General features: G+C 62.2%; 14 protein-coding genes. 12 read left to right on the top strand and 2 right to left on the bottom strand.

Annotated features, from left to right (window positions below; translation table 11 throughout):
- Positions 1-171 precede the first annotated feature (171 nt).
- Genes ACFFP0_RS03455 through ACFFP0_RS03440 form a run of 4 tightly spaced genes read left to right on the top strand, consistent with a single transcriptional unit; the run spans position 172 to position 4,056 of the window.
- Positions 172-1,104 (top strand): carbohydrate ABC transporter permease, encoded by a 933-nt coding sequence (locus tag ACFFP0_RS03455; RefSeq protein WP_377256263.1) that lies wholly within the window; start codon positions 172-174, stop codon positions 1,102-1,104.
- Between the two features lie 2 nt (positions 1,105-1,106).
- Positions 1,107-1,943 (top strand): carbohydrate ABC transporter permease, encoded by an 837-nt coding sequence (locus ACFFP0_RS03450; protein ID WP_377256260.1) that lies wholly within the window; start codon positions 1,107-1,109, stop codon positions 1,941-1,943.
- Complete coding sequence (locus ACFFP0_RS03445) at positions 1,940-2,851, top strand: dihydrodipicolinate synthase family protein (protein ID WP_377256257.1); 912 nt, start codon at positions 1,940-1,942, stop codon at positions 2,849-2,851. The genes ACFFP0_RS03450 and ACFFP0_RS03445 overlap by 4 nt, the downstream gene beginning before the upstream one ends.
- An 11-nt stretch (positions 2,852-2,862) precedes the next feature.
- Positions 2,863-4,056, top strand: coding sequence for a mandelate racemase/muconate lactonizing enzyme family protein (locus ACFFP0_RS03440; protein ID WP_377256254.1), 1,194 nt, complete (start codon positions 2,863-2,865; stop codon positions 4,054-4,056).
- On the opposite strand, the gene ACFFP0_RS03435 is transcribed toward ACFFP0_RS03440, so the two are convergent.
- The gene (locus ACFFP0_RS03435) at positions 4,053-4,736 is read right to left on the bottom strand and encodes an SGNH/GDSL hydrolase family protein (protein ID WP_377256251.1); all 684 of its coding nucleotides are present in this window, start codon (positions 4,734-4,736) and stop codon (positions 4,053-4,055) included. The genes ACFFP0_RS03440 and ACFFP0_RS03435 overlap by 4 nt on opposite strands.
- Positions 4,737-4,842: 106 nt before the next feature.
- On the opposite strand from ACFFP0_RS03435, the gene ACFFP0_RS03430 reads away from it, so the two are divergent.
- The 8 genes from ACFFP0_RS03430 (at position 4,843) to msrA (ending at position 12,963) form a co-directional block, all read left to right on the top strand.
- Entirely contained in the window at positions 4,843-5,874 is a 1,032-nt protein-coding gene (locus tag ACFFP0_RS03430; RefSeq protein ID WP_377256249.1) for a LacI family DNA-binding transcriptional regulator, read from the top strand.
- A gap of 20 nt (positions 5,875-5,894) precedes the next feature.
- The gene (locus tag ACFFP0_RS03425; RefSeq protein WP_377257032.1) at positions 5,895-7,496 is read left to right on the top strand and encodes an FAD-dependent oxidoreductase; all 1,602 of its coding nucleotides are present in this window, start codon (positions 5,895-5,897) and stop codon (positions 7,494-7,496) included.
- A 32-nt stretch (positions 7,497-7,528) separates the two neighbouring features.
- Positions 7,529-8,800 (top strand): ABC transporter substrate-binding protein, encoded by a 1,272-nt coding sequence (locus ACFFP0_RS03420; protein ID WP_377256246.1) that lies wholly within the window; start codon positions 7,529-7,531, stop codon positions 8,798-8,800.
- A 12-nt stretch (positions 8,801-8,812) separates the two neighbouring features.
- Complete coding sequence (locus tag ACFFP0_RS03415; RefSeq protein WP_377256243.1) at positions 8,813-9,745, top strand: carbohydrate ABC transporter permease; 933 nt, start codon at positions 8,813-8,815, stop codon at positions 9,743-9,745.
- Positions 9,735-10,577: a carbohydrate ABC transporter permease gene (locus ACFFP0_RS03410; protein ID WP_377256239.1), complete on the top strand. Its 843-nt coding sequence runs from the start codon at positions 9,735-9,737 to the stop codon at positions 10,575-10,577. Before ACFFP0_RS03415 ends, ACFFP0_RS03410 begins: the two co-directional genes overlap by 11 nt.
- Before the next feature lie 32 nt (positions 10,578-10,609).
- A complete protein-coding gene (locus tag ACFFP0_RS03405; RefSeq protein ID WP_377256236.1) occupies positions 10,610-11,662 on the top strand; it encodes an ABC transporter ATP-binding protein in 1,053 nt (350 codons plus the stop codon).
- 10 nt (positions 11,663-11,672) lie between these two features.
- On the top strand, positions 11,673-12,362 hold the full coding sequence (locus tag ACFFP0_RS03400) for a hypothetical protein (RefSeq protein WP_377256233.1): 690 nt from the start codon (positions 11,673-11,675) through the stop codon (positions 12,360-12,362).
- A 79-nt stretch (positions 12,363-12,441) separates the two neighbouring features.
- A complete protein-coding gene (gene msrA, locus ACFFP0_RS03395) occupies positions 12,442-12,963 on the top strand; it encodes a peptide-methionine (S)-S-oxide reductase MsrA (protein WP_377256230.1) in 522 nt (173 codons plus the stop codon).
- 72 nt (positions 12,964-13,035) lie between these two features.
- On the opposite strand, the gene ACFFP0_RS03390 is transcribed toward msrA, so the two are convergent.
- Positions 13,036-13,513 (bottom strand): aldehyde dehydrogenase family protein (locus ACFFP0_RS03390; protein WP_377256227.1); only part of this gene is annotated, 478 nt, incomplete at its 5' end.

The following is a 13,513-nucleotide window of genomic DNA, read 5'->3' as shown; positions in this document are numbered from 1 at the left end:
CTGCCCGCTCATCCGCCTGCCGGCACCTTCTCCGCGAGGAGAGAAGAAGACCTGCCGCAATGTCTCAGATTCTCCTCTCCCCTTGGGGAGAGGGTGGCCGAGCGCAGCGGAGGCCGGGTGAGGGGGCACTCCTCGAACGCCAGCTTGCTTTGATACCAACAGGAATAACCCATGGCCGTGATCGAAAACAACATGCTCGCCTATCCGGCCTCGCCGCATGCGAACCGGGGCGGGCTGAAGGCGGGGCAGAACCGTATCGGGTTGCTGCTGCTCCTGCCGGCGGCGGTCGCGTTCTGCGCGGTCATCCTCTATCCGTTCCTCTCGGCGCTTGGCCTGTCGCTGTTCGAATATACCGTCGAGATGATGGAGCCGCGTTATATCGGCTTTGAGAATTTTTCTAGGATCGCTTCCGATCCGGATGTCTGGGCAGCCTTCACAACCACTGCCATCTACGTGGCGCTGACGACGGTCGGGACGCTGGTGGTTGGCCTTGGCTGGGCGTTGATCATGAACCAGCCGTTTGCCGGGCGCGGTGTGCTGCGTTCGCTGTCGCTTTTGCCTTGGGTGCTGCCGTCGACGGTGAGCGCCTTCATCTGGGGCTGGATCTTCAATTCCCGTTACGGCGTGCTGAATGCCTTCCTGATGGAACTCGGCCTCATCGACTTCCCGCAGGCCTGGCTTTCGACGCCGGAGGGGGCGATGCTCGCCGTGGTGCTCACCAAGATCTGGCTCTCCATCCCGCTTTTCATGTCCTTCTTCCTCGCCGGGTTGCAGAGCCTCGACAAGGAGCAGATCGATGCGGCCCGCGTCGATGGCGCCGGCAACTGGGCGGTACTGCGCGACCATATCCTGCCGCATCTGCGCCCGGTCCTGATCATCGTCGTGGTGCTCGGAGTGATCGGCAACCTGCAACAGTTCGACACGATCTATGCGCTGACCGGCGGCGGGCCGGTGCGGGCGACGACGGTGCTGTCCGTCGAGGTCTATCGGCGGGCTTTCGAACAGTGGGATATCGGTTTTGCGTCCGCAGTCGGCGTGCTCTGGGTCTGCTCGCTGCTGCCGCCCGCCTTCCTCTATCTGCGCATACTGGTGAAGGGTAACTGACCATGTTCGATCTGTCTTCAAAACAAGCGAAGATCGTCTTCGGCCTCGCCACCCTCGTGATCGGTTTCTTCCTGTTCTTCCCGCTCTACTGGCTGGCGATCTCGTCGCTGAAGGCGAATGCCGAGCTCTACCGGGTTGTGCCGACGCCATTTCCGACCGTGCCGAGTCTCGAACATTTCATCAGGGCGCTGACCACCGGCAAGCTGCCGATGTATCTGATGAACAGCCTAATCACCTCGACCTGCAGTGCCGCGCTCGTCACTCTACTGGCGCTTTATGCCGGCTTCAGCTTCGCGAAATACCGCTATATCGGACGCCAGCCGGTGATGCTGTTCATGCTGTCGGCGCAGATGTTCCCGTTCGGCCTGCTGCTGATCTCGATCTATCCGCTGATGAGCGAACTGAACCTGCTCGATACGCGGCTGGGGCTGATCCTCAGCTATATCGTCTTCGCGCTGCCGGTCTCGACCTACATGCTTTACAGCTATTTTTCGCAGGTGCCGGACGAGCTGATCGATGCGGCACGGGCCGATGGTGCAAGCGATCTCAGGATCTTCCACACGATCGTCATTCCGATCTCGATCCCGCCGATCGTGACCGTCTTCCTCTATTCCTTCATGTGGTCCTGGAACGACCTTCTTTATTCCATGACGCTGATCGTTTCGGACGAGAAGCGCACGATCGGGCCGGGCCTGCTTCTCACCTATCTCAATGAGGTCAATTCCGACTGGGGCGGCGCCATGGCGGCATCGCTGATCGCATCCACTCCCATCGTCGTGGCCTTCATGTTCCTCCAACGTTACTTCATTCAGGGCGTCACCGCCGGAGCAGTCAAATGACCAAAACCTTAGCCGGAGCTTTTCCCGTTCTTCCCACGCCGTTTCGCGACGACGGCTCGATCGACGAACAGGATTTCCTGTCGATCATCGACTTCGCCCTGGAAAGCAAGGTGGACGGCGTCGTCTATCCGGGCGTGGCGAGCGAGGTGGATACGCTGAGCTGGCAAGAACGCAAGCGGCAGGTGGAACTGCTGGCGGACCGTATCGGCGGGCGTATCCCGATCATCATCGGCGCCAGCGATCCGGACCCGAAGGCCGCGGCGAAGCATGTGGCGCAGGCGGCCGAGATCGGGGCAGGGGCGGCGATGGTGATGGCGCCCTTGTCACTGGGCAATGACATTGCGGCGCAGACCGCCTATTTCAGGCAGGTAGCGGCCAACGCGGGCGTGCCGATCATGCTGCAGAACCAGCCGAAGCCGATCGGCGCGGGGCTGACACCGGAAGAGGTCGCTGCCGTCGCCAATGCGGTTCCGGAGATCCGTTACGTCAAGGAGGAGACCGCGCCCTGCGGCCAGCACCTCACCCGCATCAAGGCTGCTGCCAACGGTTCGCTGGACGCGATCTTCGGCGGGGCCGGCGGGCGCTACATTACAGACGAACTGTCGCGGGGCGCTGCTGGCACAATGCCGGCCGCCGAGCTTGCCGATATCCATGCGCAGATGATCCATGCATGGCAGAGGGGCGACGTGGCGACGACGCGAAAACTCTACAATGTCTCGCTGCCGCTCCTGAATTTCCAGGCCATCTTCCGCATGCACATGACCAAGGAAGTGCTGCGCCGCCGCGGCGTCATCAGGAATACGTTCGTGCGCGGCAAGGGGCCGAAATTCGATGATGGCGACCGCAAGGAGCTGGCATTGCTTCTGGCCGAGGCCGATCTGCCCTATACCAACCACAAGCCGAACTGAGCCGGAGTCCCATGTCAAAATCCGGGCCGAAAAACGTCGTCGATGCGATCGTCTCTGTCGAGACCTTCATCATCTCCATTCCGCGCGAGGTGCCCTATCTCGGGCCTCTCAGGCAAGGCGAGGCGATCAACGAGCGCGGTTACCTGATCCGCAAGGGCAACCGCACCATCTATCCCTCGACCGATATGACGCTGCTGATCAAGGCGACGGGCGAAAGCGGCAAGGTGGGCTGGGGCGAGTGCTACGGCATTGTCGCGCCGGAGGCGACAAAGGCGATCATCGACGATGTGCTCGGTCCGGTCATCATCGGCCGCGATCCGGGCGATGCGGCCGTCATCCACGAAGACCTCTACGATCTGATGCGGGTGCGCGGTTTCTTCGGCGGTTATTATCTCGATGCACTGGCGGGCGTCGATATCGCCCTCTGGGACCTTGCCGGGAAGAATCTCGGCGTACCGGTCTCGACGCTGCTCGGCGGGCGGCGGCACGACACGATCCGCGCCTATGTCTCCGGCTTGCCGAAGGCGACGCTGAAGGAGCGCTGCGACCTTGCCGTCTACTGGGTCGGCAAGGGTTACAAGGGCATCAAGTTCGCGGCGGTGGTCTCCGAAGAGGATATCGTCAAGGAGATGGCGGCGCTCCGCGAAGCCGTCGGCCCGGATATCGACCTGATGGTCGACCTGCACTGGAAGTTCGAGGCGGGCGAGGCGATCCGCATCATCCGCCGGCTCGAACCCTATAATCTCTATTTCGCCGAAGCGCCGGTGCAGCCGGAAAACCTCGAAGGCCAGGCGCGGGTGGCGGCGGGCATCGGCGTGCCGCTGGCGCTCGGCGAGGAGTTGCGCACCACCTACGAATACCGGCCGCGCTTCGAGGCGCGGGCGATGAGCATCGTGCAGCCGGAAATGGGGCATACGGGCGTCACGGAATTCATCCGCATCGGCCAGATGGCGCAGGCCTTCCACATGAACATCATGCCGCATGCCTCGATCAGCGTCGGCATCTTCATGGCTGCCAGCCTGCAGGCGTCGTCGGCGCTGCAGAACGTGCCCTATCACGAATACCAGCACTCGATCTTCGACCGGAACCTCACCCATACGAAGGGCGACATGGCGTCCGGCGAGGGGAGCTATGTGGTGCCGACCGGCGCCGGCCTCGGCGTCGAGCCGAAGGAGGAGGTCTTCCAATTCGCCATCCGGCGCTAAGCGACTGCCGTCTCCTGGCGGATTTCCGCGTCCCGGAACGCTTCGAAAATGACACGATGGCCGGCATCGTTCGGGTGGGTCAGATCGGGTGAGGCGAGCACGCCATCTCCTTCGGCCTTCATGCGTTCGTAGACAGGCGCGTAGAAGATCGAGAAGCTTTGCGCCAGTTTGCGCACGGCCTCGGCATAGTCCTCGAAGCCGGATCGCGTCTGGCCGCTGAAGCCGGTGCTGCCGACTGAAAAACCTGCATCGGGAATATAGGGCGGGCTGCCGATCGCCAGCCTTTTCGCGTGGCCGGCCCTGACCAGTTCCTCCAGCATTTGCGCGTAGTCGCGACTGAAGTTCCGGACGTTCATCGTCTCGGGCGCCGACGTGTAGCGGGCGTCGTTATAGCCGTACAGGATCAGGATCGCATCATGATGCGGTGGTGTGTCCACGAGAGCCTGTCTGAAGCGGCCGATGCCATTGTCCGGTCGCGGCTTGCCGTCGGCAAGGCGTGAGCCCTGCAGCACAGTGCCGGGGATTGCGTGGTTGCGGATCGGGAAGCCGTCGACCTCGGCTGCAAACAGGGCCGGCCAGGCCAGATGCGGCTGGTTGGCATTGAAGCCTGCGGTGATGCTGTCGCCGAAGACGCGCGTGCCGGAAATTTCCAACGATTTCAAATGCTCCGCGAACTTCATCGACGGTTCCCCATTTTCCGGCTTGACAGCAGGTGGCCCGATCCTGTTTATACGTATTAGCTGCTAATACGCATTAGCAGTCAAGGGGAGATCAGGAGGATGTCGCGTGGCGGGCACTAAGCGCTTGACCCAGCACGATATTGCGAAACTGGCCGGCGTCAGTCAGGCGACCGTTTCGCTTGTGTTGAACGGTGCTCCTACAGCTCTGGCACGTATCCCGCAGGAAACCCGCGAACGTGTTCAGCATGTCATTCGCACGACGGGTTACGTTGCCGATCCGATCGCCCGGCGCATGGCCAAGGGGCTCAACCGCATTCTCGGCGTCTTTACCTACGAGCCTGCTTTCCCGAGCGAGCAGGCGGATTTCTTCACGCCCTTCCTGCTCGGCATCGAGGAGGAGGCGCAGGCGCAGAATTATGATCTTTTGCTCCTGACCGGCGCCGGTGTCGGCAGGGGACGCAAGATATTTGCCGATGGCAACCGGCTTCGGATCGCCGATGGCTGCCTCGTGCTCGGCCGCGAATTCGACCGGGCCGAACTGAAACGGCTGGTTCTGGGCGATTATCCCTTCGTGGCGATCGGTCGACGGGAGGATGCCGGCGGACCCGTTCCCTATGTCGGCGGCGACTATACGAACGGTACGCTGGCGCTAGTCGAGAAGGCGAAGGCCCTCGGGCACGAGAAACTGGCCTATATTGGCCCGTCGGGACCAGCCGAATCCACCGTCGATCGCTGGAGCGGATTTTCGGCGGCGTTACTTGATGATGTCGAGCTGGTTCTCCGTGTCGACGATGCCGGCCGGCCGGCCGGGGAGATCCTCGACGCGCTTTTGTCCTGTGGCGCCACGGTCGTCTTTTTTGTCGAACTCGCCGATGCCGTGCGCGTGGAAGTGGCTGCCCGCGAGCGGGGCCTGTCCTTGCCCGGCGATTTTTCAGCCGTTGTGCTCGGCAGCCATATTCGCGCTGAACGCAGCCATGTGCAGTTCACCTCTTTCAATATTCCTCGCGAGGAGATGGGACGGCAGGCGACCGCCATGCTGGTGCGTCGCATCGAGGGGGCGGCGGCTATCGAACAAATTCTTCTGACCTGTGAACCGGTCGAGGGTGAAACCCTCGGGCCAGCAAAGAGACGAGTGTGAAAGACATGTCTGCAAAAGAGATGCGAGCGGATATTCTGGTGGTGGGCAGCGGCCTCGGCGGCGTGGCGGCGGCGCTTGGCGCCTGCCGGGCCGGCAAAAGCGTGATCATGACCGAGGAGTTCGACTGGATCGGCGGTCAGTCGACCAGCCAGGCCGTGCCCTCCGACGAGCATACCTGGGTCGAGCAGTTCGGCATTACCCGCTCTTATCGCAGGCTGCGCAACGGCATCCGCCAGTATTACCGCGACAACTATCCGCTGACCGAAGGCGCCCGCGCATGGGGTGACCTCAATCCGGGCGGCGGCTGGGTGAGCCGCATCTGCGCCGAGCCTCGCGTCAGCCTCGCGGTCATGGAAGCGATGCTGATGCCGTATCGCGGCGCCGGCCGGCTCAAGGTGCTGCAGCCTTACCGGCCGGTTGCGGCGGATGTCGAAGGCGATGTCGTGCGCTCCGTCGTCGTTCGTCATCGCGACACGGGCAGGGAGATCGTCATCTCCGCGGACTATATCCTCGATGCGACCGAACTCGGCGATCTCCTGCCGATGACCGGCACGGAATATATGAAGGGTTTCGAGGCGCAGTCCGATACCGGCGAGCCGAGCGCGCCGGCTGAGGCGCAGCCGGACAACGTCCAGGCCGTGTCGATCTGCTTTGCAGTCGATTGCGTCGATGGCGACCAGACGATCGACAAGCCGGAGAACTACGACTACTGGCGCAAGTACCAGCCGCGTTTCTGGGGCGGGCCGCTGCTCGGCTTCACCGCGCCGCATCCGCGTACGCTGGAATTCACCACGCGCTCGTTTACGCCCAATGTCGACGACGACCCGCTGCTGGTCGATGCCGACCAGCGCAAGGGTGGCGGCGACGAGAACCTCTGGCTTTTCCGCCGCATCGCGGCGCGGCGCAATTTCCAGCCCGGCTTCTACCAGTCCGACATCTGCTTCGTGAACTGGCCGATGATCGACTACATGGACGGCACGATCATCGACGTCTCGGAGGAGGAAAAGGCGCAGCACCTGAAATCGGCGGCCGATCTTTCCTACTCGGTTTTCTACTGGCTGCAGACGGAAGCACCGCGCCTAGATGGCGGGCAGGGCTATCGCGGCCTGCGCCTGCGCGGTGACATCACCGGCACCGAACATGGCCTCGCCATGGCGCCCTATATCCGCGAAAGTCGCCGCCTGAAGCCTGTCACCCGCATTGTCGAACAGGATCTTTCCTATTCGGTACGCGGAGAGAAAGGCGCGGTGAACTATCGCGACAGCATCGGCATCGGCATGTACCGCATCGACCTGCATCCCTCGACCGGCGGCGACAACTATATCGACGTGCCGTCCTGCCCGTTCGAGATACCGCTCGGCTCGCTTCTGCCGCAGCGGATGAAGAACCTCATCGCGGCCGGCAAGAACATCGGCACCACCCACATCACCAATGGCTGCTACCGCCTGCATCCGGTCGAATGGAATGTCGGCGAAGCCGCCGGCATGCTCGCGGCCTATTGCCTGGAGAAGGGGGTGAAGCCGCATCAGGTGCAGGCAGACGACGGGCATCTGGCCGATTTCCAGCGAGAGCTTACCCGCGAAGGCATCGAAATCCGCTGGCCGGACATCTCGGCATACTGACCAAGAAACCAATCTTTGGAGGAGGAACGGGAATGAACTATCACAAGACCCTGAAATCGGCGGTGGCGGCGCTTGCCGTCGCCGTGCCGCTCGCCTGGGGCGGCAACGCCAGCGCGCAGGATGCCATCAACCTGCGCATGACCATCTGGAGCGCCAACGAGGCGCATCTGAAGCTCTTCAACGAGATCGCCGCGGGCTTCAGCAAGGATCATCCGAACGTGAAGGTGACCTACGAGTCGCTGCCGTTCGAGACCTATACCACCGCGCTCACCACCCAGATTGCCGGCGGCAATGCGCCGGACATGGCCTGGATATTCGAGACGGCGGCCTATGACTTCGTCAATTCCGGCGCGCTTTATCCGCTCACCGATACGCTGAAGGCGGCAAAGGGCTACAATCTCGACGAAGTAAGCGCTTCTGCCGCCGAGCGCTGGTCGAAGGACGGCAAGCTCTACGCCTATCCCTTCTCGACCTCGCCGTTTGCGATGTTCGTCAACAACGACGTCATCAAGGCCGCCGGTACCAAGACGCCTGCCGAATTGATCGCCGCCGGCCAATGGACCTGGGACAATGCCATCGCAACCGCTTCGGCTGTCGGCCAAGGCGGCAAGGGCGGCCTGATCGTCCGCGACTTCAATTACCAGATGTGGCAGAATCTCTCCTCCATCTGGAATGGTTGGGGTGCCGCTCCCTGGAGCGCCGACGGCAAGACCTGCACGATGACCGAAAAGCCGATGGTCGACGCGCTCACCACCATTCACGACGCCATCTTCAAGAAGAAGGCGATGCCGGGCCCCGGCGAGAATGTCGACTTCTTCGCCGGCAATGCGGCAATGACGATCACCCAGATCAGCCGCGCGTCGCTGCTGCCGAAGGACAAGCCGTTCGCCTGGGATCTGGTGCCGCTGCCGAAGGGACCGGCCGGCGACTACGCGTTGATCGGCCAGGCCGGCATCGGCGTGATGCAGAGTGGCAAGAACGCCAGGACGGCCGCCGAATTCGTCGCCTACATGACGAACCCGGAAAACTCGGCCAGGCTCGGCCAGTTCTTCCCCTCGGCCCGCAAGTCGCTGCTGAACGCCGAGGTGCTGAAGAAAACCAACCCGCTGTTGAGCCAGGAGCAGATCGACAAGGTCGTGATCTCCGGCATCGCGACCGGCAAGGTCATCCCGGGCCATACCGGCTTTGCGCAGATCCAGCAGGCGGTGCGTTCCGGCCTCGATGCGGTCTGGCAGCCGGATGCGGATATCCCGGGAACGCTCCAGAAGATCTGCGGCCAGATCGGCCCGCTCCTGAAGCGCTAAAGGGGTAACCAGATGGCTGTCGCGCAGGACCATGCAACCCGGGAAGGCCGTTCCTCATCGCCGTTCTGGACGATTGCGCGGCGCGACAGCCTCGCCGGTTTCCTCTTCATCGCCCCGCAGTTGATCGGCATCGTCGTCTTCGTGCTGATCCCGCTGGGGCTGGTCTTCTGGTATTCGCTGCACGAGTGGAACGTGCTGGCGAACACCTTCACCTACACGGGCGCGCAGAACTACCGGATGCTGGTCGAGGATACGAACCTCCTCGAAGTGCTGGGCGCGACCGGCATCTTTTCAGCCGGGCTCGTCGTCTTCAACCTGTCGCTGGCTCTACTGCTGGCAGTATTGCTCAATCAGAAACTCGCCGGCATCACCATCTTCCGCACGCTGTTCTTCTCGCCGGTCGTCGTGTCGCTCGTCGCCTGGACGATCGTCTGGGGATTCCTGCTGCAGAAGAACGGCGGCATCAACGGCATGCTGCAGGTCTTCGGCATCGAGGGGCCGAACTGGCTGCGTGAGGAGACGACCGCGATGATCTCGGTCATCGTCGTGCAGGTCTTCAAGAATGTCGGCCTCAACATGATCTTGTTCCTCGCCGCGCTGCAGGGCGTGCCGAACGAGCTTTATGAAGCCGCCCGTATCGACGGTGCGCCGCGCTTCAAGCAGTTCCGCCGCATCACCCTGCCGCTGATCAGTCCGACGATCCTGCTCACCTCGATCATCACCATCGTCGGGTCGCTGCAGGTCTTCGCCCAGATCGCGGTGCTGACGCAGGGCGGGCCGGGGCTTTCGACCACCGTGCTTGTCTACTACCTCTATCAGCAGGCCTTCCAGTTCCATTTCTTCGGCTATGGCTCGACACTGTCGATCCTGCTCTTCGTGATCGTCGCCGTTCTGACCTTCGCCCAATGGCAGATGCGCAAGAGGATCGTCTTTTATGAAAGCTGAGCTGTCTCCGCGCCTGAAGGTGTTCCTCTACGGGGCGATGTGCGTGCTGCTCATCCCCTTCGTCTTCCCGACCTGGTGGATGGTGACGTCCTCGGTGAAGCCGATTAACGACATCTTCGCCTTTCCGCCGCAGTTCATCCCGCAGAGCTATGACTGGACGACCTATTCCAAGGTCTTCGAACTGCAGCCCTTCGTGCAGCAGTACTGGAACTCGGCCTATATCGCCGCCGTGGTCACGGTCGGCACGATGGTCGTGTCCTCCATGGCAGGTTATGCATTCGCGCGGATCAAGTTCCCCTTCGCCAATGCGATCTTCATGGTGGTGCTGCTCGGGTTGCTGATCCCGTCGGAAGTGACGATCGTGCCGCTCTTCCAGATGTTCCTGAAGGCCGGCATGGTGAACACCCATTGGCCGCTCATCCTGGTGCCGATCTTCGGCGCGCCAAGCGTCTTTGCCACCTTCGTCATGCGGCAGTTCTTCGTGACGCTGCCGAGCGAACTGGAGGAGGCGGCGCGCGTCGACGGCCTCGGACGCTTCAAGATATTCCGCAAGATCGCACTACCGCTCGCCAAGCCTGCGCTCGCCTCGGTCGCGATCTTCACCTTCCTGCATTCCTGGAACCTGTTCCTGGAGCCGATCGTCTTCCTGTCGAGCGCGGAAAAATTCACGCTGCCGCAGGCGCTGACCCAGTATACCGACGCTTATGGCGGGCCGATGTGGAACATTCAGCTCGCCGCAGCGACGCTGACCGCGCTGCCGGTCCTCATCGTCTTCATCATCGCGCAGAAGCAATTCGTCGAAGGGCTCGCGCATACCGGCCTCAAAGGTTGAACAACGGGGCTGAAGAACTGGAAATCTGATTGATGGCTGAAGTTACCCTTTCCCGTGTCCGCAAGAGTTATGGCGCCGTCGACATCATCCATGGCGTCGATCTCGATATCCGCGACGGCGAATTCGTCGTGCTGGTCGGTCCGTCCGGCTGCGGCAAGTCCACGCTTCTGAGGATGATCGCGGGCCTCGAAACCATCACCGGCGGGGATATCAGGATCGGCGGCCGGGTGGTCAACGACCTCGATCCCAAGGATCGCGACATCGCCATGGTGTTCCAGAACTATGCGCTTTATCCACATATGACGGTCGCGACGAACATGGGCTTTTCGCTGGAGCACCGCGGCACCAGCAAGGCGGAGATCGCGGGACGGGTGAAATGGGCGGCAGACATCCTCGGGCTTTCGCATCTGCTGGATCGCTATCCGCGCCAGCTTTCCGGCGGCCAGCGGCAGCGCGTCGCGATGGGTCGGGCGATCGTGCGCAATCCGCAGGTGTTTCTTTTCGATGAACCGCTGTCGAACCTCGACGCGAAGCTGCGCGTCGTGATGCGCGGCGAGATCAAGAGCCTGCACCAGAAGCTCAGGACGACCACCATCTATGTCACCCACGATCAGGTAGAGGCCATGACGATGGCCGACAAGATCGTTGTGCTGAATGGCGGAAGGGTGGAGCAGATCGGCGCGCCGCTCGACCTTTACGATAAGCCGGCGAACCAGTTCGTGGCGGGTTTCATCGGTTCCCCGGCGATGAACTTTCTCAGTGGGACGATCACTGCGGAGGGGTTTTCGGCACCGGGCATTCTGTTGCCCTTGCCGGAATCCGCGCATGAGTTTCGCGACCGCGAGGCGGTTTATGGCATCCGGCCGGAGCATTTTGCGCTCGATGACAATGGCGTGCCGGCGGAGATCATCCTCGTCGAACCGATGGGTTCCGAAACCCAGGTGACGATGAAGCTCGGCGAGACGCAGGTCACGGGCGTCTTCCGCGAGCGTGTATCGCTTTCTCTCGGCGCCACGATCCGCGTCCGGCCGGAACTCGCCAATCTTCACCTCTTCGCTGCCGATGGCGGTCAACGTTTGAACTGAGGTTTCCCCGATGCCGATCTATCCCGAGACCAGGCTTACCAAGGCGCTGCGCGGCGGCGAATTTCCGGTCATCGTCTCGCTTGCCCGGCATGACATCGATCTTGCCAAGGCCGCGCTCGGAGCGGGGGCCTTCGCCATCAAGGTGCATCTCAACGCCTACCACCGTGCGACGGGCACGACTTTCGGCAGCTTTGGCGAGGAGCGGCCTTTCTACGAGAAGCTTGCGACTTTGGGCGCACCGCTGCTTGTGATGGCGGGTCAGGAGAAGGTGCCGAGTCCCCCGGAGATGGATGCACTCGCCGAGCTCGGCTTCGAGGGCTTCAACATCTATTTCAGCGACATGCAGCCTCACCTGCTGGAGTCGAGGCTTCGCCCGATGCCGGCGCTTGGCGAAAAGAGCACCGACGAGGACCTGAGGAAGATCCTCGAAATCCCCGGCGCGATGATGGAGGCTTCGGTCGCGTCCTTTGCCGATTATGGCAAGCCGCTCGACGAGACCGATATCGTCCGCTATGGGGACATTACGGCCAAGGCCGGCATTCCGGTCATCGCGCCGAGCCAGAAGCGCTTTGTGCCCGATGACATGCCGAAGCTGAAGGAGGTTGGCATCGCCGCGCCGCTGCTCGGCGTCATTGTCACGGGCACGACACGGCACAGCATGGAGGCAGCCGTTCGGCCGATTGTCGATGCCGCCGGATAGGGCGAGAAACGGCCCGACGTTGAATTTTCTTCCCGGGGTCGCCATTTAAGTGGCAAATCCAGAACCGAAGGAGGAAAGCATGACGACGACTACCGAACGGGCCGTCCTGGCGGGCGGTTGTTTCTGGGGCATGCAGGACCTGATCCGGCGTCTTCCGGGTGTGATTTCCACCCGCGTCGGTTATAGCGGCGGCGATGTTGCGAACGCCACCTATCGCAATCACGGCACGCACGCCGAAGCGATCGAGATCGTCTTCGACCCGTCGAAGACCAGCTACCGCGACCTTCTGGAATTCTTCTTCCAGATCCACGACCCGAGCACGAGGAACCGGCAGGGCAACGATATCGGCACGAGCTACCGGTCGGCGATCTTTTACGAAAACGATGTTCAGAAGCGGGTTGCCGAAGATACGATTGCCGATGTGGATGCATCGGGCCTGTGGCCGGGCAAGGTGGTGACGGAAGTGGCTCCGGTTGGTGACTTCTGGGAAGCGGAGCCGGAGCACCAGGATTATCTGGAACGCTACCCGAATGGCTATACCTGCCACTTTCCGCGCCCGAACTGGAGGCTGCCGAAGCGCTCCGGCGTTGCCGCCGAATAACCGCTTCGATTGAATGAAAAAAGCGCTGCCATCCCGGGACGGCAGCGCTTTTTTTGTTAGGACCGGGTTCTATCAGGCCAGGGTGTATGCGGTCTTCACGACGGTGAAGAACTCGGCGGCATACTTGCCCTGTTCGCGCGGCCCGAAGGAGGAGGCCTTGCGGCCGCCGAACGGGACGTGGAAGTCGACGCCGGCGGTCGGCAGGTTGACCATCACCATGCCGGCTTCCGAGTTGCGCTTGAAGTGCGTCGCATGCTTCAGGCTCGTCGTCGCGATGCCGGCCGAAAGCCCGAACGGCGTATCGTTGGCCACGGCAAGAGCCTCTTCGTAGTCCTTGACGCGGATGACCGATGCGACCGGCCCGAAGATCTCTTCGCGCGAGATGCGCATCTGGTTGGTCGCCTCGGTGAAGAGGGTGGGCTGGAGGTAGAAGCCGGGGGTGCCGCGCTTCACGAGTTCGCCGCCGAAGGCAAGCCGGGCGCCTTCCTGCCTGCCGATCTCGATGTAGTCGGTGTCCTGCTTCAACTGCTTGTCGTCGACGACCGGGCCG

Source organism: Neorhizobium puerariae, assembly GCF_042429745.1.
Taxonomy (GTDB): domain Bacteria; phylum Pseudomonadota; class Alphaproteobacteria; order Rhizobiales; family Rhizobiaceae; genus Neorhizobium; species Neorhizobium puerariae.
The sequence above is the reverse complement of the archived record's forward strand: the minus strand, read 5'-3'. Positions and strand labels throughout refer to the sequence as shown.